The organism is Lyngbya confervoides BDU141951 (assembly GCF_000817775.3).
Lineage (GTDB): Bacteria > Cyanobacteriota > Cyanobacteriia > Thermosynechococcales > Thermosynechococcaceae > Lyngbya > Lyngbya confervoides.
Map to the genome: position 1 here is coordinate 1 of NZ_JTHE03000098.1, position 17,242 is coordinate 17,242.

The 17,242-nt window shown below is 49.5% G+C and carries 16 protein-coding genes and 1 pseudogene; 8 read left to right on the forward strand and 9 right to left on the reverse strand.

Annotated features, from left to right (window positions below; genetic code table 11):
• Positions 1 to 303: 303 nt before the first annotated feature.
• The 9 genes from QQ91_RS16705 to QQ91_RS16745 all read right to left on the reverse strand — a co-directional run bounded on the left by QQ91_RS16705 (position 304) and on the right by QQ91_RS16745 (position 10,554).
• A complete protein-coding gene (locus QQ91_RS16705) occupies positions 304 to 987 on the reverse strand; it encodes a response regulator transcription factor (protein WP_166283236.1) in 684 nt (227 codons plus the stop codon).
• Positions 984 to 2,513, reverse strand: a complete 1,530-nt coding sequence (locus QQ91_RS16710) for a sensor histidine kinase (protein ID WP_166283238.1) — start codon at positions 2,511 to 2,513, stop codon at positions 984 to 986. The genes QQ91_RS16705 and QQ91_RS16710 overlap by 4 nt, the downstream gene beginning before the upstream one ends.
• 459 nt (positions 2,514 to 2,972) lie before the next feature.
• The gene (locus tag QQ91_RS16715; protein ID WP_166283240.1) at positions 2,973 to 3,539 is read right to left on the reverse strand and encodes a hypothetical protein; all 567 of its coding nucleotides are present in this window, start codon (positions 3,537 to 3,539) and stop codon (positions 2,973 to 2,975) included.
• Between the two features lie 105 nt (positions 3,540 to 3,644).
• On the reverse strand, positions 3,645 to 4,661 hold the full coding sequence (locus QQ91_RS16720; protein ID WP_166283242.1) for a phosphotransferase family protein: 1,017 nt from the start codon (positions 4,659 to 4,661) through the stop codon (positions 3,645 to 3,647).
• Positions 4,651 to 6,414 carry an ABC transporter ATP-binding protein gene (locus QQ91_RS16725; RefSeq protein ID WP_250833383.1) on the reverse strand — a complete coding sequence of 588 codons (1,764 nt, stop codon included), beginning with the start codon at positions 6,412 to 6,414 and terminating at the stop codon, positions 4,651 to 4,653. The genes QQ91_RS16720 and QQ91_RS16725 overlap by 11 nt, the downstream gene beginning before the upstream one ends.
• Before the next feature lie 50 nt (positions 6,415 to 6,464).
• On the reverse strand, positions 6,465 to 7,664 hold the full coding sequence (locus QQ91_RS16730; protein ID WP_166283244.1) for a glycosyltransferase family 4 protein: 1,200 nt from the start codon (positions 7,662 to 7,664) through the stop codon (positions 6,465 to 6,467).
• A gap of 2 nt (positions 7,665 to 7,666) precedes the next feature.
• Positions 7,667 to 8,926 (reverse strand): glycosyltransferase family 4 protein, encoded by a 1,260-nt coding sequence (locus QQ91_RS16735; RefSeq protein WP_166283246.1) that lies wholly within the window; start codon positions 8,924 to 8,926, stop codon positions 7,667 to 7,669.
• Positions 8,927 to 8,971: 45 nt separating this feature from the next.
• Positions 8,972 to 10,066 carry a glycosyltransferase family protein gene (locus tag QQ91_RS16740; RefSeq protein WP_166283248.1) on the reverse strand — a complete coding sequence of 365 codons (1,095 nt, stop codon included), beginning with the start codon at positions 10,064 to 10,066 and terminating at the stop codon, positions 8,972 to 8,974.
• A 338-nt stretch (positions 10,067 to 10,404) separates the two neighbouring features.
• Positions 10,405 to 10,554 carry a hypothetical protein gene (locus tag QQ91_RS16745; protein ID WP_166283250.1) on the reverse strand — a complete coding sequence of 50 codons (150 nt, stop codon included), beginning with the start codon at positions 10,552 to 10,554 and terminating at the stop codon, positions 10,405 to 10,407.
• A 754-nt stretch (positions 10,555 to 11,308) separates the two neighbouring features.
• Here QQ91_RS16745 and QQ91_RS16750 point away from each other — a divergent pair.
• The 8 genes and pseudogenes from QQ91_RS16750 to QQ91_RS16785 all read left to right on the forward strand — a co-directional run.
• Positions 11,309 to 11,818, forward strand: coding sequence for a phosphate-starvation-inducible PsiE family protein (locus QQ91_RS16750; protein ID WP_236096219.1), 510 nt, complete (start codon positions 11,309 to 11,311; stop codon positions 11,816 to 11,818).
• A gap of 41 nt (positions 11,819 to 11,859) precedes the next feature.
• A complete protein-coding gene (locus QQ91_RS16755; protein ID WP_166283252.1) occupies positions 11,860 to 12,141 on the forward strand; it encodes a hypothetical protein in 282 nt (93 codons plus the stop codon).
• 70 nt (positions 12,142 to 12,211) lie between these two features.
• Positions 12,212 to 13,210 carry an AI-2E family transporter gene (locus QQ91_RS16760; protein WP_250833384.1) on the forward strand — a complete coding sequence of 333 codons (999 nt, stop codon included), beginning with the start codon at positions 12,212 to 12,214 and terminating at the stop codon, positions 13,208 to 13,210.
• 367 nt (positions 13,211 to 13,577) lie between these two features.
• Entirely contained in the window at positions 13,578 to 14,759 is a 1,182-nt protein-coding gene (locus QQ91_RS16765; RefSeq protein WP_166283256.1) for an FtsX-like permease family protein, read from the forward strand.
• Positions 14,760 to 14,851: 92 nt separating this feature from the next.
• Complete coding sequence (locus QQ91_RS16770; RefSeq protein WP_166283258.1) at positions 14,852 to 15,505, forward strand: ABC transporter ATP-binding protein; 654 nt, start codon at positions 14,852 to 14,854, stop codon at positions 15,503 to 15,505.
• A 12-nt stretch (positions 15,506 to 15,517) separates the two neighbouring features.
• A complete protein-coding gene (locus tag QQ91_RS16775) occupies positions 15,518 to 16,270 on the forward strand; it encodes a phosphatase PAP2 family protein (protein WP_166283260.1) in 753 nt (250 codons plus the stop codon).
• Positions 16,260 to 16,823: a DUF1003 domain-containing protein gene (locus QQ91_RS16780; protein ID WP_166283262.1), complete on the forward strand. Its 564-nt coding sequence runs from the start codon at positions 16,260 to 16,262 to the stop codon at positions 16,821 to 16,823. Before QQ91_RS16775 ends, QQ91_RS16780 begins: the two co-directional genes overlap by 11 nt.
• A 14-nt stretch (positions 16,824 to 16,837) precedes the next feature.
• A pseudogene (locus tag QQ91_RS16785) lies at positions 16,838 to 17,242 on the forward strand (amino acid permease); the annotation flags it as partial.

Below are 17,242 nucleotides of genomic sequence, written 5' to 3' on the forward strand. Positions count from 1 at the left end.
GTTTTTTACGAGGCATAAGGGAATCTCCTTTGTTAACTGGATTCTACTTCCCTTACACAAAATTCTGATCAGTCTCGTAGCGGTCGACCACGTCAACTCCGGAAGAGCCCATTTTTGAAGACAAAGCCTGAAAGTATTGATTTCTCATTGGCAATTAACGGCTGAAACCCTTATTCCCCCGTTCAAAGCTTAAAAGTGTCCGGACGATTGTGAAATTGAGTTAAAGTTAGAAAACCATATCGGTGCTCTCTGGTACTTCATTCACCACTACACCGTATCCTTGCCCTTGCAGGACTACCCACTTCAATGTACGTCTAGTTCTCCATTGAGTCGATACCCAGCGCCTCTCACGGTTTCAATCAGGTTATTTCCTAATCTCTTACGCAAATAGCCGACATACACATCCACAATGTTCGATCCAGGATCATAGTCATATCCCCATACTTGATCTAAGAGTTGCTGACGGCTTAGCACTTGGCCTGGGTGTCGAAAAAATGTCTCAGCCAACGTAAATTCGCGGGTGGGGAGTTCAATCCATTCATCCCCCAGCTTTGCTTTTCGCGACTTTAAATCTAGAACAACGGAGCCGACGCGCAGGGTCGAAGGGCTTTGATGACTCTCGCTTTGGCTTATTCTTAATCGCACTTTTATCCGTGCTAGCAATTCCTTAAAACTAAAGGGTTTAGTCATATAGTCATCAGCCCCCAACTCTAAACCCGTCACTTTATCATCAATATCATCTCGAGCGGTGAGAATGATAATAGGTGTCTTTACCCCTTGGCCTTTCAGAGTTTGCAAAACCTCTAACCCGTCTTGATCGGGCAAGCCCAGATCCAAAATTACCAAATCAAAATTCAGTTGAGTCGCCCAGTTAATGCCCTCTGCAGCAGTTTCCGAAAGCGTCACTGCATATCCTTCACTTTTGAGTCCTTTTTCCACAAAAGAAGCGATTCTCGGCTCGTCTTCAATCACTAAAATTTGACTCATGCGAATCTCACACTCTTTGATTTCAGGGGCAGTGTCATCACAAATTTTGCACCATGATCAGGTTCGCTCTCAACGGTGATTCGTCCTCCATGAGCTTTGGCAATCGTTTGCACAATGGATAAACCCAGTCCAGATCCCTCTCGATTGCGAGTGCGTTGATGGCCTTGCTCAAAACGCTCAAAAATTCGAATTTGATCCTCTGCCCTAATGCCTTCGCCAGTATCTTGTACCCAAAAACAAAGAGATTGAGCCGTCGTCTGGGCACCAAAGCCAATGAGATCATCCAATTGGGTATGTTGCACTGCATTCTGGGCAAGATTGAGAAGCGCTTGAATCAGCCGTTGGCGATCGCCAATGAATTGCCCCTGCACAGTTGCCTCGAATTGCCACTGGCGGGGTTCGGCAGTCAGGCTGATCATCCGCTGAAAGACCTCTGAAGTAAAGGACTTGAGATCAATGGATTCTAAGCGCAGAAAATCCGGGCGTTCAGATTTTGCAAGCAAAGATAAATCCTGAACCATTCGACCCATTCGCCCTAGCTCATCAAGCACTAATGCCATCGTTTCTTGATCTTCAGGGGGTAAAGTTGAGGTATCTAGGAGTTCTAGGTGGCCTTGGATAATGGTGATAGGTGTTCGCAGTTCATGTCCCGCATCATTGAGAAACTGACGTTGATCGCGGAAAGCCCTTTCCAACCGATCCATCATGGAATTAATGGACTGGGCTAAGTCAGCGAGTTCCCCCTTGGTTGAAATGGGAATACGTTTGGTGAGATTAGATTCATTAATATCACGGGATACTGCCAAAATCGTTTTCAGCGGGGAAAGAACCCGCCCCGCGATGGCCGCACTGACCAGAATCGACAATGCAAACACCCCCAACAGGGTTAGAAAGACAATATTGAGGCTAGAAAGCGCTTCTTGTTGTTCTCCCGCCACAGCATGGACAACAATAAAGCGACCTAATATTTCCCGATTAGAATTTTGAATCGGTAAAACTTTATACAGAATATCCCCTGTTACAGAGTTTGGATAAGGATCCAATCCCGTCATCAAAACATTTGTCTGGGATAGTTTTCGAATGAGTTTGGAACTAGCAGAAATTTCCTTGGGAAGCGCTTCTGGGCTTGATCGATAAAAATCTTCCCCGATAATACCAATCAAAAATGTGTCGTCTTCAGGGACGCGACGCGCAAGGTAAAGATTGAAAAGCTCAATCAAATCAATCGGTGTGTCTGGATAATCAATAGAGGTCTCCGTTATTCCCAGACGACTTTTAACCTCAGCATCATCTCGCAGAAGATCTTGAAATAACTTAATATCTTCTCTTAAATCTTTTTGAACGCGGGTATTAATATCATCAGCCACTAATTTCAGCATAATCGGCAGCGACAATAGCAGAAAACCAGAGAGCAATAGAAGATACCAGAAAAATACCCTTGCGCGAACTGACAACAACTGAGCCGCGAGCAGAGACCATTTTTGTGCGGCTTGCTGTCTGCACTTACGCCAGAACTCTAGGGCCATGGGTTTCTTAAGAGCGCGGGTCTTTGAATGAATCCCTTGACTTCGGACAAACTACCAAGATCTAGATATAGTGCATCTTTAGCTAAGACATTTCCCTGTATTGTAACATCTGACGCGAGTAGTCTTGCATTTCGATCCACAGTGACATTTCCCTTAACAGTCGTTCCTTTCAAGACACATTGGTGATTGGTAGGCACATGAATGGACACCACAGTGATCTTGCCTAAGACACCTTTACATTGAACCACTTGAGCATAACTCGCAGGGGCCACATTTACTGCGATCAAAATTCCCAACAGGCTCAGTAACGTATGTTTCATCATCCTTCACAACAGAATATGGAAGATAAGAAAAAGGAACCTTGTGACATTATTAGGTATCTTACACGGTTCCTTTCTCTTTTTCCTCTCGATCGACGAGCTTGAATTCAAACACCAGGGAATCAAACTATTTTTATCCCTAAAGTCTGCGACATTGATCCTCTTTACTCCCTTGAACAATATTGCCTCCACCCACAGGAGCCGGACGATTCTCCTTACACTGGAGGTTTCCGTCAATCCGGTTGCTCCGAAGCGTCACCCCGCCTGTGTTTTGGAAGGCTTGTAAATCCGATCCAACCATATTGCTGTTACTCACCAAGGTGCCACGATTCGATTCAAGTTGAATACTGCCTGTCACTCTGTTGCCCACCAAACGAGCACGCTGACCTTGCTTGAGCTGAATGCTTCCACCCACCCGAGAGTTCGAGATAACCTCCACATATGTTGCACCTTCTGCCTGAATATTTCCGTTCACCTGGATGGCATTAGCTCGCAGGGTCGCATTATTACCCACGACAATATTCCCCTTGACTTTCGTCCCGTTCAAGATGCAGGTTTTGCCTGGAGGAACTTTGACGTTATCCACTGTTATGGCACCTAAAGTGCTTTGGCAGCTAATTTCCTCAGCATAGCTAGGATTTGTATAGCCCAGGGTAGAGGTCAGACTCATGGCAAGAAGTGAAATTCCTGATACAAGCTTTTTCATGATTGAAATACCATTGAAGTGGACATCATTGATTATTGAGTTTCAAGATGAAATGAAATTAAATCTTTGATGAGAAGCATCTCATGAATGTAGTCGGGGCTACATTTAAAGCGCGAGAGCAGACCACTCACAATAGCCCAGGAGGTGTTCCGTCCAGCCTCGTCGATCTGAAATCTGCCAACTAATGGAGATATGACGCACTAGGGTTAGCCAGGTATAGATTTTGATGGCAGTCCGCAGGCGCTGCAACTCGCCAACTGCGTGAGGCTGCATCGCACAAGTGTGGATCTGATACGAATCTAGATAGGGCTTAAGAAAGGCATCAATCCACGGCTCTAGTTGATCCAGTGAAGCATAATAGCGCAAACTATGCTCTCTAATGTGGGCCATGAAGTTCCCTAAGTCAATGGCTGCATGACTTTGACAGCACAGATCTAAATCTACGAGCCAAAGGCGATCGCCCTCTACCAAAATTTGATCGGGGTAAAAATCCCGATGAATGAGGGTTTCCGGTAGTGCTAGATCACTAATGCGCTGACCCAGACGTTCGCATACACATAATAAATTCTCTAAGCGTTTAGTCCATTGTGGACAAGCTTGAGAGAGTTGATCTAGGCGATGGCGTAAAATAGAAAGTTCATTGTCAATACTATGGGTTTTCCTGGTTGGAATCCCACTCTGATGGAGCTTGAAAGCAAGTTGGGCAACCTGCGGCATGATCCGTAGTCCCACTGACGTTCCTAACAGTCGGGTCAGGCTTATCCCAGGAACCTGTCGCTGGAGCCACATCTCCCAAGACGGGATCAGTCCCAGGGGTTCAGGAACGGCTAACCCCTCTAAGTTGATTGCCGAAAATCCGCTCTCCCACAAAGTTTGTTGAAGCTGATAGGAATATTGATCCAGCCCCTTGGCTCGAATTTTTCCTAAGATGCTGATTTCTTGGGTCTTGATGGAGACTTGATAGGCAATTAACGCCCGCCGCCCTTCCTTATGACGCAGAAGTTGAGCAGAGGACACCTGAACGGGTTGGGCTAGGGCTTCGCTGAGTTTTAGCTGGGCAATGTTGCAATTCAGGGCCTCCGGCAAGTGTGGAATTTTGGGATCGCAAAGCTTAGCAAGCATAGGTTAAGTTGGGCTGGAGAGCGGATTGTATCTGGAAGAGGGTGGCATAGGATCCGTTCTTTTGCAGGAGTTCTGCATGGGTTCCCTGCTCGATAATTTGTCCCTGATCCAAATAGAGAATCTGATCGGCTGATATTGCCAGGTGTAAATCATGGGTAATCAAAAACGTCGTGCGGTTACGAGAGAGTTGATCAAGCGCCTGCAAAATCCTTTGCTCACTGACATTATCCAAACCACTGGTGGGCTCATCCAAAATGAGAATGGGTGTTTGTCGAATGGCCGCACGGGCGATCGCAATTCGTTGCCGTTGCCCACCGGACAGGGTGGATCCCTGTTCCCCTACCACCGTGTCGTAGCCTTCCGGTAAGGCGGTAATAAACTCATGGGCATCGGCCAACCGTGCCGCCGCTTCAATATCTGCTTGGGAGCATCCTGATATTCCATAGGCAATATTTTCACGGATGGTGGCGGCAAACAGAAGGCTCTCCTGTAAAACCACAGAAATCTGGGAACGTAGGCTATGGAGACGATACCGACAGATATCTTGACCATCAATGCGAATCTGTCCCTGAGAGGGGTCGTACAGACGTAAAATTAAGCTCATCAAGGTCGATTTGCCACTTCCTGAGGGGCCAACGAGGGCAATTTTCTGACCTGGAGCGGCCTTAAAAGAGAGTCCCTTTAGGGTATGCAATCCTGGTTGATACTGAAAATGCACCGCCTTAAATTCCACCCCGCCTTGTAAACGCGGTGCGGCGATCGCATCTGGTCGATCTTGAACCCCTGGCACTTCCGCTAAAACATTGAGAATCCGTTCACCGGAGGCTGCGGCTTTAGCCAAGCGCCCGGTATATTTTGCAAAATTTTGAATGGGTTTGTAGGCATTTCGAAGATAGGTTAGAAAAATAATTACATCACCAGGGGTGAGCGCATCGGCAATCACAAGCTTTGCCCCATAGCCCATCACCAGAGCCGTTCCCACCGCAATGATGACATCAACAGTGCGTTCTAAATGGGCCGCAAGCCGTTTCGTCTCAATACTCTCCGTTAAACTTTTTTGATTCTGCTGTGAAAATAAATGGGCAAAGGGCTCCTCAAGGGATAACGATTGAATGAGCTTAATGGCACCTAAGGATTCTGCTGCGGTTGAAGCCACTTGACCTTCCTGTTGCCGCTGGCGCAAGGAGACTTGGCGAATTCGATGGCTGAGGCGAGTGGCCGCAAACCAAAAGACCGGAAAGGTCAGTAAGGATAACAGCGTCAATTTGAGATCTAGCCAAGCCATAACCCCAACCATGCCCGTCAAGCTTAAAAGACTCACCATTAGCGGCAAGGCGGCTGTGAGGAGAATTTCTTGCAGACGGCTGGCATCACTGCTCACACGCACAATTAAATCGCCACTGCGAGCTTGGCTATGGTAGCGCAAGGATAACTGCTGAAGATGGCCATAGAGCTGATCGCGCACCTGGGTCATGACGCGACTGCCGACAATCGCTAAACTCACGGTGTTCCAGTAGGTGGCGATCGCCCTCAGGCTCGCAATCAAGATCACACTCATCGCCGTTGCCGTTAGCAACCAAACAGGATCGAGGTCCAGCCAATGATCACTGGACTGTTTGGGGACTAAAACGTAGTCCACGAGAACTTTGAGGGGCCATGGCTCTAGAACCCGAAGTCCAACATCAGCCAGCAAGGTGAGAACCGAAAGAGTCAGTAACGGCCACTGTTCGCGAATTTGAGGCCAGAAACGCACAATCAATTTCCCAAGGCCAGGGACCTCTTGAGGCTTCAATAGCTGTTGCATCATGAGTTGATCAAAATTTTGGACGGGGTCTGGACTTGCTGCCTGAGGGAGCGTTCAGCATGGGCAAGACTTAGAATGCGTTGTGCCACAGAGTCCCAGGTGTAGTGAGTAAGCACTCTTTGTCGTGCGGCAGTTCCTAGACGACGACAGAGGTGGGGCGATCGCCACAGGCGCTCTAGCGTTTGAGAGAGGGGATAACTCTCTCCCGGTGGGCAGAGGAGTCCCGTCACGCCATCTGTGATGATTTCTTCAATCTGCCCCAGTTGACTGGCAACAACAGGTAATCCTGCCGCCATATATTCCATCACCTTCAAGGGTGAAAAATAAAAATCATCTAGGGGCGGATAGGGGGCAACCGCAACCGTCATCTGACGCAAGCAATCCGGAATTTGGGTCGGGGGTACGGCCCCTGTCCATTGCACCTTGTCTTCTAATCCTTGTTGAAGAACTCTCAGCTCTAAGGTTTGCCGCTGTGGCCCCTCTCCCACAATCAGCAAGCGAGCCCGGGGAACTTGGTGCTGGAGTTGGGCAAAGGCGTCGATCAGGTGTTCTAAACCGTGCCAAGGCTTGAGTGTACCCACAAACCCCACGGTAAAAGGAGAGGAGTCTGGCCTCCGTTCAGATTGTGGGGCAAAACGACTCCCATCCACCCCATTGGGAATCACCTGAATGCGATCGCCCTTGACCCAGTTCAAAAGATAACCTTTGACTTCCTGGGAGACGGCCATCAATTGGGTTGCAGAGGAAAAGGCTCGGCGGGCCACCTTCTCGGCTGCCTGGCGATTCTCCAATCTCCGATGTTTTGCTTGTTCTTCAATGAGGGGAGCATTGACTTCTAGAAACCCTGGAATGCCCCGAGCATCAGCAAATTCCATTCCGGCATAAGACCACAGAGAATAGCGTTCATAAATCAAATCATAGGCACCCGCCACGGCTAAGATTTTGGCTATCTCATCGTTGATTGCCAGCAAGTTTTGCTCTCGTTGAGCCAGGGGAATCCCTTTTGGAACTGGAGGTAGCTGATGCACCGTTAGAGATTGGAGGTCTGCGGGAGCGTCTCCCCCGAGTTTGGCAGCGATCAATTCAACCGTGGCACCTTGCTTTTGGATTGCGCGAATCACCTCTTGAACGTGAATGGAGCCTCCCTTGTGTCCAAACACAGGTACGCCAGGATCAGCGCAAATATAGGCAATTTTCATGGCTAAACCTCCTGAAGATCGGAAACGGTCATCTGCGGATCCTTGAAATAGGATCTCAACTGAGCGGCGTTTTGATGAATATCAAAGTCTTGTTCAATTAAACGACGAGCTTGCTGGGCAATGGATTCTCGCAGGATTGGATCACCCAGTAAGGTGTCCAATGCTTGGGCTAAGGAAACGGGATCACGTTGGGGCACTAACAAGCCTGTGGTGCGATCGCGAATAATTTCGGGAATCCCGGTCACCGCTGTGGCGACACAGGGCGTTCCCAACGCCATGGCTTCTAGTAAGACCGTCGGAAGTCCATCCCGATTCCCGTCTGAGGCAATCACATAGGGCGCGACAAAGAGGTCTGCTTGTTGCATTTGGGCAAAGACTTCTCCTTGAGGACGGGGCCCCAAAATTTCAACCCAATCTTGTAGATGTAAGCATTCCAGTTGCGATCGCAGGGCTGACTCCAAGGGGCCAGTCCCGATGATTTGACAATGAAATAAACGACCCTGATCTCGTAAGATTTGACAGGCTGCAATCAAATCCGATAGCCCCTTTTTCTCAACCAACCTGGAAACAGCTAAAATTTTAGGAATTTCAGATCGATTGGTTCTAAAGGCATAATTCAACTCATCCAAGTCCATGCCATTGTAAATTCGGGTGACCCCTTGGGCATTCACGTCATATTGATGATGTAAATAGGCTTGGTTGTAGTCACTGACGGTGATGATTGCCGAGGCATCTTTCAGTTTGCGGGACAAATCTTGGGGGACAACATCGTCATGAAAAATATCCTTGGCATGGGCAGTAAAGCTATAGGTAATCCCAGCGAAATGAGCCGCCAAGCGAGCCACACTGGTGGCCATCGAAGCAAAATGGGCATGGAGGTGGGTAATCCCCCGTTGATAAATTTCTTGGGCCAGCCATAACGCCTGATAGACGGTGGTTGCTCGTTCTCCCCGAGCTTGTTCCAAACGGATCCAAATATCTGGAATTATTTCTGCCGTCGCCTGTAACTCTGACCAAAAGAAGGTCGCAGCTGAGGGCTGTGTCGTTGGCATTCCAGGATGAAGTCTTCCTTGGGTCGGCTTTGCCAAATAAATCACCGGAGCCTTGACGCGGGAAATCTTATCCTGATAATGAGTATCTGAGGGCGGACGCAGCGCAAAAATATGTAAGTCCAACCCTGCCGCTTCATGGGCTAAAATTTCATTAACAATAAAGGTTTCTGAATAGCGCGGATAGCGTTTCACAACATAAGCAATAGACATAGTAAGCCTTCCATTCTCTTCGATAGATATGCAACCAGGATTGGACTAACAGGCTTTAGGGAGCGAGACATCACACAACAGTCGTTGAACTTCATTCACAATATTTTGAGCTGCATTCATCTGTATAACCTGACGAGATTTCACACCTTTCATGGGTTGTTTCAGCCAACTCGATAGTTTTTTGGGCGAAATTTTACTGGGATGCAGAGTATCCAAAAGTCCTAGTTTTTGCAGTTGCTCAGCTCGAATCCACTGCTCTTGACGAGGAGTCACCCTTGGCACAATTAACGCTTTTTTTTGAAACGACAAGATCTCACAGGTGGTGTTATAGCCGCCCATCGCAACCACTCGACTGGCTCTTTTCATTAAGTAGGTGGGCTCTTCCAGGTAATCAACCAGATAAAAGTTTGGTCTTTTCTCGGCGATCGCCTGGACTCTTTTTTTGACCTCTAAGGGCATAAATGGCCCGGTTATAAGCACCCCGCTCAGTCCTTTTGGCAATGAAGCCTTGGCAAAAGCGATCGCCAAATCCGCCCCATCTTGACCGCCTCCCACAACCCCCAACACAAAATCTTTGTCCGGCAGGTTCAGGCTTTGCACTTGTTTGAGCTGACTCGCACCCATATGACGCAGCCGTTGACGTTGGTCAAGATATCCCAACGATTTCATTTTTGCGCGCGTATCGACGGCAAAATGGTACTGTTGAGTGAGGTCATAAACTTTTGGGTCTCCATAGATCCAGATGGCGTCATAGTACCGTCGAATGGCCGCTTCATTTTCTGCACGTTGCCAATCTCGTTGGACCACGTCAGGGGTATCAAGAATATCACGCAATCCCAGCACGCAGCGGATATGAGTTTGTGTTTTCACATAGTCTAAGGTAGCATCCAGCTCTCGCACCGCACCCCGAGGCACATTATCGACAATCAGTAAATCCGGTTGATATTCAATGATGGCAGCGCGAATAATTTGAGATCTAAGCTGAATAATGGATGTGAGGGATAAGCCTAATGATCTGGCACCATACTGCCCTTGTTCATTTTTCTGCAGCGCAGGCAGCGTAATGTAATCTACTCCCCGCGGTAGTGCTTCACGCGTCGCCTCTTTCATGCCACTAATCAGTAAAATATCAATCGGCAAGGCCGAATCACTCAATATTTGGGCAATTAACTGATTCCGACGTTTATGGCCTAGCCCCATCGTATCGTGGGAATACAACACAACCCGATATCTTCGGCTATTCCGCTCTGATCGACTTTGTGAAAGACCATACCCAGAATGTTGACCCCACGCCGCTTGCCGATAAGATCGCTGGGCAGTTTGCTCCCGATATGGACGACTGAATTTCATGGACATCAACTCCTAGACATCTGAATCACAAAGGCTAATCTGTGAATAGACTCTAGCGTCGTTCCCTTCAATAAAAGTTTGGTTAAAGTTAGATGAGAAAGTTCTCATCTCAGAGGCAAGGCTGGAACTCAGGCCCCCCCTTCCAGAATGGCGATCGCATCTTGATCACACCCAAGCGACGGAAGGAGGGCGATCGCCTCAAGCTTCTGGAAACGAGTGGTGGCGCGAGATTTGTTGTTTTTAGCCGAGAAATCTGCACTCCTGAACGGCTTATGCATCAATCAAGTTGAGTTTGGTTTGCCCATTTCGCACAGCAACAGATCCATTGCATGACCAATCTGCTGGCAGGAAAGTTTGGAGCCAAGTCCCCTAAATCAGAACCTCCTGACACAGAGTTGACACAATTTCATCATCCCCAGGACACAGCCAGCTTTTACCCTCTATTTTAGTACCTAAACATCACTTCTCTGTAAACCCGTTGTGAGGGGAGGGACAGTCCATGATCAAACCTACAAAGACAATATTTTTTGTGCTGATACTGGCCAGCCTTGGCTTAGGCGCTTGCGGGAAGGAAAAGACCCCTGAGGATAATCCATCCCCAAGCTCTTCGCCTTCCACGAATGTGCCAAAGTCTGAAGGCTCCCATAAAAATGCCTTTGCAATGGGCACAGACACCGGGAAATGGCTGGCTAGTCATCTCCCGAGTCGGTAAAATCAACTCGTTATCTCAAAAATATAGATAATTCGCTCTATACTCAATAGATAGCTCCTCATATTGAGTACGCTCCAGGTCAACTTGCTTGGAGCTTTTTTAATGTAGGATTCAACGTCCTTCTCCAATCCCCTGAAAGGAGGGTCTCTAAGATCCGTTGATATTCTCTAATATTCTTTGATTTTCTCTGACATATTCTAATATCCGTTGCTGTCACGAATTCGACATAGCAATGACAAAGACCCTTGTTAAGGTCATCGGCCAAGAGCCTGAATCCAGGGTAAGAATCTTTTACCCTTTTGATCTATCGAGAGCAACCTATGTCTATCCAACATCTGATGAATTTTGACAGTAAACGACCGGAGGATTGGATAAACCGCAAAAACTTAGTGGCGACACTGGAGCTGGTTCAAGACCTGATCATTGTTTTACTCTGTTTCGGCCTGTTTAGCTTCATGATTATTCAGCTACGAAATATGTATCTCTCCTTGCTTCCTCCCTTGAAGCTGTCCGTGGTGACCGCCGACATTTTGTTTCTCCTCATCCTGGTCGAACTGTTCAGACTTTTGATCATTTACTTAAAGGAAAAGCGAGTCTCCATTGGCGTGACGGTGGAAGTCTCCATCGTGTCCATTTTGCGGGAGGTGATTGTGAAGGGGCTCCTTGAAATTCCCTGGCCCCAGGTCTTGGTGAGCTGCATATTTTTGCTGACCCTGGCCTGCCTGCTGGTGGTGCGAACTTGGTTGTCCCTCTCCATGGAACGCGATCATCCTCGCTTGATCCTTGTTCAACGGGGCCGTCAACATCACTTGCACGAGAATCGAGATTAAAGGAGCCCCAGGATCTCCCTGGAATCGAAGGAAGGACCGCGATGAATCTTAAAACCTCTCAAGAATTAATGGGACAGCGTCTTCTGGGGCGGCCTGGTGTGGAGATCAGGAGTAGTTTCACACCAGGACAGTCACCGGCCCTGGTGTTTCTGCAAGGCGGCCTGGGAAGTCGATTAAATTGGCGATCGCAGTTTGCAGCCTTGTCAAATTCAAATCTGTATCGAAGTTCGCGGGGTCAGGCAATCACCCCAGCGCTGATGGTAATCGCTGAATATCCAGATTTAATTAATCAGGCGATCGCCCAATTTATGAATACAATTTAGACGACCATCCTGGTGTTCTCCCGACCCCATGTCCCCCTCTCGCCCATTACCACCTTGGTTTTACTGGGGAATGGCCTTACCTCTGCTGGTGCTGAACGTCTGGGTGGCCTTGCAAATATTGGCTTATTTGCAATCCTTGGTGACAATTTTTGCCTCAGCAGCTTTGCTTGCCTTTATTCTGAATTACCCGGTCAAAGCCCTACAGCGCTTCCGGGTTCCGCGCATCGCTGCAGTCCTGGCCATCTTACTGTTTGGAGTCAGTCTGGTCGCCCTGGTGGGGATTTCGCTCGTTCCCGTCTTGCTCGATCAAGGTAATGAGCTGTTTAGGCGTCTTCCTGAATGGATTGAATCTGGCACGCTGCAACTCCAGGCGTTTCAACGCTGGGCGATCGCCCAGCGCTGGTCGATTGATCTAACCCATTGGATTAGTCAGCTTGAAGATCGCTTAGCCACGCAACTTCAAGCGGGCGGAAGCCAAATTCTTGAACTGTTGCTGAGTACCGTTGGGGGGCTATTTAATTTGCTGCTCACGGGGGTTGTGACCTTTTATCTGCTGATCCATGGCGATCAAATCTGGGCAGGGCTGCTGCAGTCTCTTCCTGCAAGCCATCGCGAACAAGTACGAGTAGCCTTGCGTCAAAATTTCCACAACTATTTTGTGGGGCAATTCTCCCTGGCCTTTTTAATGGGGATCACCATGACCCTGGCCTTTGTGTTCATTCAGATTCCCTTCGGCTTACTCTTTGGGCTGGGGGTCGGAGTTTTAGCCATTTTTCCCTTTGGCACCCCCCTGGGCATTGCCCTGGTAGCCAGTTTGACGGCATTAAAGAGCATCTGGCTGGGGCTGCGGGTGCTAGCAGTGGGGATCTTGATTGATCAATGTATTGAAAATATTGTCGCCCCTCAAATTCTGGGTAAATTTACCGGACTTAATCCGGTGTGGATTTTGGCCGCATTGCTCCTGGGATTTAAATTAGGAGGCCTGTTAGGACTAGTGACTGCAGTGCCCCTGGCCAGTTTTGCCAAAACCATGTTGAATCAATATCGGCTGCCATCGCATTCACGCTAATCCGCCAATTTCCCCGCTGTCAGGCAACGCTTCCCTTCGCGTCCTAGGAATCTTTAGAGGCTGCTTAATCGGCAGCGTTCTGGGTTTGGCAGCAGCAGTCCTCATGGTGGCTGAAAGCAATGACGGGTTGACACAGAATCGATATTGCTTCGTCATTTCTTGTACATACTCAAGCAATAGAGTATGGAGAGTAATCAATCCTCAAAATCAGGAGAAAATTACCCCCATGCGCTTCAAACCTAAGATTTTACTAGTTCTTCTTCTCCTCTCCACCCTGAGTCTAGGGGCCTGTCAAAAGGCGGAAAGCACCGTCAAAACGCTCACACCACGATCCGTCTTAATTGATCTCTGATGGAAAGGACCCGTCATGACTTCACTGGCACGCAAAAACCTATTTAATGACATACCCCGACTGCTGATGGCCCAGGCAGGCATTGTGTTTGCCGTTAGCCTGGTGACCATCCAGATTGGAATTCTTCGAGGCTTTCTGCGATCAACCTCTTTGATGGTGCAAGATTCCCAGGCGGATCTATGGGTGGCTTCCAAGGATATGGTGAGTTTGACTTTAACCCTGCCGCTTCCCTACCCTCAACTGAATCAGGCACAGGCCGTTGCCGGAGTGGAGCGAGCCGAACCTCTCCTGCTGCGCAATGCCCTGTGGCGAGACGCTAAGCAAAGGATTGCTCCCGTTACTGTGGTAGGACTAGATCCCCAGGGCAAACTCCTCTCCCCTGGAGCGTTGAGTGAAACTAGTTTGCAGCAGTTAAGCCAGCCCTATAGCCTGATTACCGATCACATCAATCTGGGAGCCCTGAATCTTAAAAAAGTTGGCGATAAAGCTGCTATTGGGTCCGTTCAGGCAAAGTTATTAGGCTTGGCCCACCATATTCAATCAACGGCCTACGATCCGCTGTTGTTTACCTCCTTGGCCTCTGCAAAAGTCTACGGAAGCGCCACCTTACCCAGGGCGAATGCTGCGCCCCAGGCTCCAGTACTCCAGCCTTTCGGGGCCAGAGATAATATCACCTATATTTTGGTTCAAGCAAAACCTGGCGAGAATCTCCAGTTGATCAAGCAGAGACTGAACTCTGCCTTACCCGATACTCAAGCCTACACCCGCCGTGAGTTAATGCAAAAGATTCAGTCCTACTGGGTACAGCGAACCAGTATTGTGTTTATTCTCGGCCTGGGGGCTGCGGTGGGCATCATCGTGGGGGTGGTGATTGTCAGTCAAATTCTCTATGCCTCCGTGAAAGACCACTTGCGGGAATTTGGCACCCTCAAGGCAATTGGCCTATCGGATCGGGACACCTACGCCATCGTCATTGAGCAAGCACTTTGGATGGCGCTGCTAGGCTATGTGCCCAGTATGACCCTATGTTTGGCGTTGGGCGCTTGGACCTCCGTTTTTAAGGGGGTGATCATTCTGATCACGCCTGGCATGGGAATTGCGATTTTTGGAATGACCGTGGTGATGTGTACTACCTCAGCGCTGTTTGCGTTGCAAAGGGTCACCCAGGTCGACCCCGCTGTTGTTTTTAGTGCTTAGGGGTGAGACTGTAGCGAATGATGACGACCTCAACCACAACTCAAACCCTTCAATCTGAAACTCTCCCCGCCATCAGGGCACAGGATATCACCATGACCTATTCGTCTCTCGCGGGGTCAGAACAGGTTTTAAAGGGGATTAATCTGTGCGTGGCACCTGCCAGCATTCAGTTTTTGATGGGGCCCTCTGGATCGGGCAAAACAACGCTGCTTTTAATCCTGGCGGGACTGTTAACCCCCACCTCCGGGGAGGTATGCTTACTGGGTCAATCTCTACCCAAGCTATCTCGCCGAGAGCGAGAAAAATTTCGGCTCCAGCATATTGGCTTTGTGGCTCAGGATTTTAATTTGTTCCCCGCGTTAACGGTGCAGGAGAATCTTGACTTTGTGATGAAATATAAAGGCCTGCGAGGCGCTGCCGCCCAGGAACAGGCTCAGGATCTGTTAACTCAGGTGGGACTGGCGGGAAAGGAACCGTATTTTCCCCATCAACTTTCGGGGGGACAAAAACAGCGGGTGGCGATCGCTCGGGCCTTGGTGGGCAGTCCCGATTTAATCATGGCCGATGAACCCACCGCATCCCTGGATGGAGATCGGGGCTACGAAATTGCGGCACTGCTCCAACAGCTCTCCCGAGAAAAGCACTGTACCGTCCTGGTGGTCACCCACGACTACCGAATTCAGGAGATTGCCGATCGCATTCTTTACCTGAACAATGGTCAGGCCACGACAGAAGATATGCGGTAATTTGGGGTGCGGATGAAAGACGCTGGGGAAAACCTTGTCACCCATGGGGTCACTCGCCTGCATCTGACCCTGAAGCCACTCATCGCGACCCTGGGCTTTGGCGGACTGCTGGTGTGCCTGGGAACATTAATTGGGATTGCGAAACTTTCCAACGAAGTGCTGGAGCAGGAATCCTTCCGGTTTGATACCACGCTGTTGCTGGCCATTCACCGCTGGGCCTCACCGGATTTAGATCGGATCATGCAGGCAATCACTCAACTGGGAAATCCGGGCTTTGTGGTGCCGCTAACGGGCATTTGTCTGCTGGGCTTATGGTGGCGACACCGCAGGCATGAAGCCTATGTCTTGACAATTTGCGCCTTGGGAGGAGCCATCCTGAGCACCGGCCTCAAACTGGTCTTTAGCAAACCCCGCCCCCAGTTGTGGACGCCAGTGATTCATGAAATAACCTACAGCTATCCCAGTGGTCACGCCCTTGGATCCATGGTGCTCTATGGATTTCTGGCCTACCTTTGCGCTCGCAGATATCCCCGCTGGCGTGTGCTGGTTTACAGCATTGTCAGCATATTAATCCTGGCCATTGGACTCAGTCGTCTGTATCTGGGCGTGCATTGGCCCAGCGATGTCATTGGCGGCTATGGCATTGGCTTCCTGTGGCTGTACATCTGCACCAGGCTCGCAGAACTGCCCTGGCAGCGGTCTTGCGGGGAACAGCAAAAACTCCAGGCAACCCGTTCCCTTCCTCCTCACAATCATGAGCTATAAACCCAATCACCATAAGCTGCGACGAACTCGGGTGAGTCAGGAGGAGTATCGATTGCTCCAAAAGCTGCGCGAGCGAAGTCCGGCCCAAAATCCCCCGAAGCGGCCTCCAACCCTGGGCGATCGCATTGCAGACAAGGTGGCGGCAACCATGGGGTCCTGGCGATTCATCATCCTGCAAAGCGGCGTGCTGACCCTGTGGATTATCCTAAACGTGGTGGCCGCGGTGTCCCATTGGGATCCTTACCCTTTCATTTTGTTAAACTTAGCGCTCTCCTTTCAGGCTGCCTATGCCGCGCCGATTATTATGATGAGTCAGAACCGTCAAGCGGATATCGATCGCGAGGAAGCCAAGCACGACTTTGAGGTAAACCTGAAGGCGGAGCTAGAAATTGAGCTGTTACACGACAAAATGAACCTGCTGAGGGAGTTTGAGGTGGTCGAAATTTGTGAACTGTTACAGCAGCAAGCTGAACGCCTGCAGCGGATAGAGGATCACTTGAACCATTCCTTAACGGCGTCTGCGAGGGATGAACTTCAGGGACAACCGGAGTAGCCAAAGGTTCGTCCATGGGGTTCTATCAAAAGATCAAGCGCAAGCTGATTGGTCGGACTCTGCCCAGTGACGCTCAAATCCATGAACGCTTGAGCAACCCGGCAGCGCTGGCCATTCTGTCCTCCGATGCCCTGTCTTCGGTGGCCTATGCCACGGAGGAAATTCTTTACGTCCTGATTCTGGCGGGCAGCGCCGCCCTGAGCCTCTCGCTGCCGCTGGGCCTGGGCATTGTGGCCCTGCTCAGCATCATCACGCTCTCCTATCGTCAAACGATTCGAGCCTATCCCAGTGGCGGAGGCGCCTACACCGTAGCCTCCCAGAATCTGGGGCTCTATCCTGGCCTGGTGGCGGCCAGCGCCCTGATGATTGACTATGGGCTAACGGTGACGGTTAGCATTGCCGCTGGCACAGCCGCCCTC

Excerpts from the sequence above, each read along its gene's own strand:
- QQ91_RS16755 (WP_166283252.1), top strand. The coding sequence starts at position 11,860 with ATGAATCTTAAAACCTCTCAAGAATTAATGGGACAGCGTCTTCTGGGG.
- QQ91_RS16760 (WP_250833384.1), top strand. The coding sequence starts at position 12,212 with ATGGCCTTACCTCTGCTGGTGCTGAACGTCTGGGTGGCCTTGCAAATA.
- QQ91_RS16745 (WP_166283250.1), bottom strand. The coding sequence starts at position 10,554 with ATGCATAAGCCGTTCAGGAGTGCAGATTTCTCGGCTAAAAACAACAAA.
- QQ91_RS16705 (WP_166283236.1), bottom strand. The coding sequence starts at position 987 with ATGAGTCAAATTTTAGTGATTGAAGACGAGCCGAGAATCGCTTCTTTT.
- QQ91_RS16780 (WP_166283262.1), top strand. The coding sequence starts at position 16,260 with ATGAGCTATAAACCCAATCACCATAAGCTGCGACGAACTCGGGTGAGT.
- QQ91_RS16765 (WP_166283256.1), top strand. The coding sequence starts at position 13,578 with ATGACTTCACTGGCACGCAAAAACCTATTTAATGACATACCCCGACTG.
- QQ91_RS16710 (WP_166283238.1), bottom strand. The coding sequence starts at position 2,513 with ATGGCCCTAGAGTTCTGGCGTAAGTGCAGACAGCAAGCCGCACAAAAA.
- QQ91_RS16715 (WP_166283240.1), bottom strand. The coding sequence starts at position 3,539 with ATGAAAAAGCTTGTATCAGGAATTTCACTTCTTGCCATGAGTCTGACC.
- QQ91_RS16720 (WP_166283242.1), bottom strand. The coding sequence starts at position 4,661 with ATGCTTGCTAAGCTTTGCGATCCCAAAATTCCACACTTGCCGGAGGCC.
- QQ91_RS16770 (WP_166283258.1), top strand. The coding sequence starts at position 14,852 with ATGACCTATTCGTCTCTCGCGGGGTCAGAACAGGTTTTAAAGGGGATT.
- QQ91_RS16735 (WP_166283246.1), bottom strand. The coding sequence starts at position 8,926 with ATGTCTATTGCTTATGTTGTGAAACGCTATCCGCGCTATTCAGAAACC.
- QQ91_RS16750 (WP_236096219.1), top strand. The coding sequence starts at position 11,309 with ATGTCTATCCAACATCTGATGAATTTTGACAGTAAACGACCGGAGGAT.
- QQ91_RS16775 (WP_166283260.1), top strand. The coding sequence starts at position 15,518 with ATGAAAGACGCTGGGGAAAACCTTGTCACCCATGGGGTCACTCGCCTG.
- QQ91_RS16730 (WP_166283244.1), bottom strand. The coding sequence starts at position 7,664 with ATGAAAATTGCCTATATTTGCGCTGATCCTGGCGTACCTGTGTTTGGA.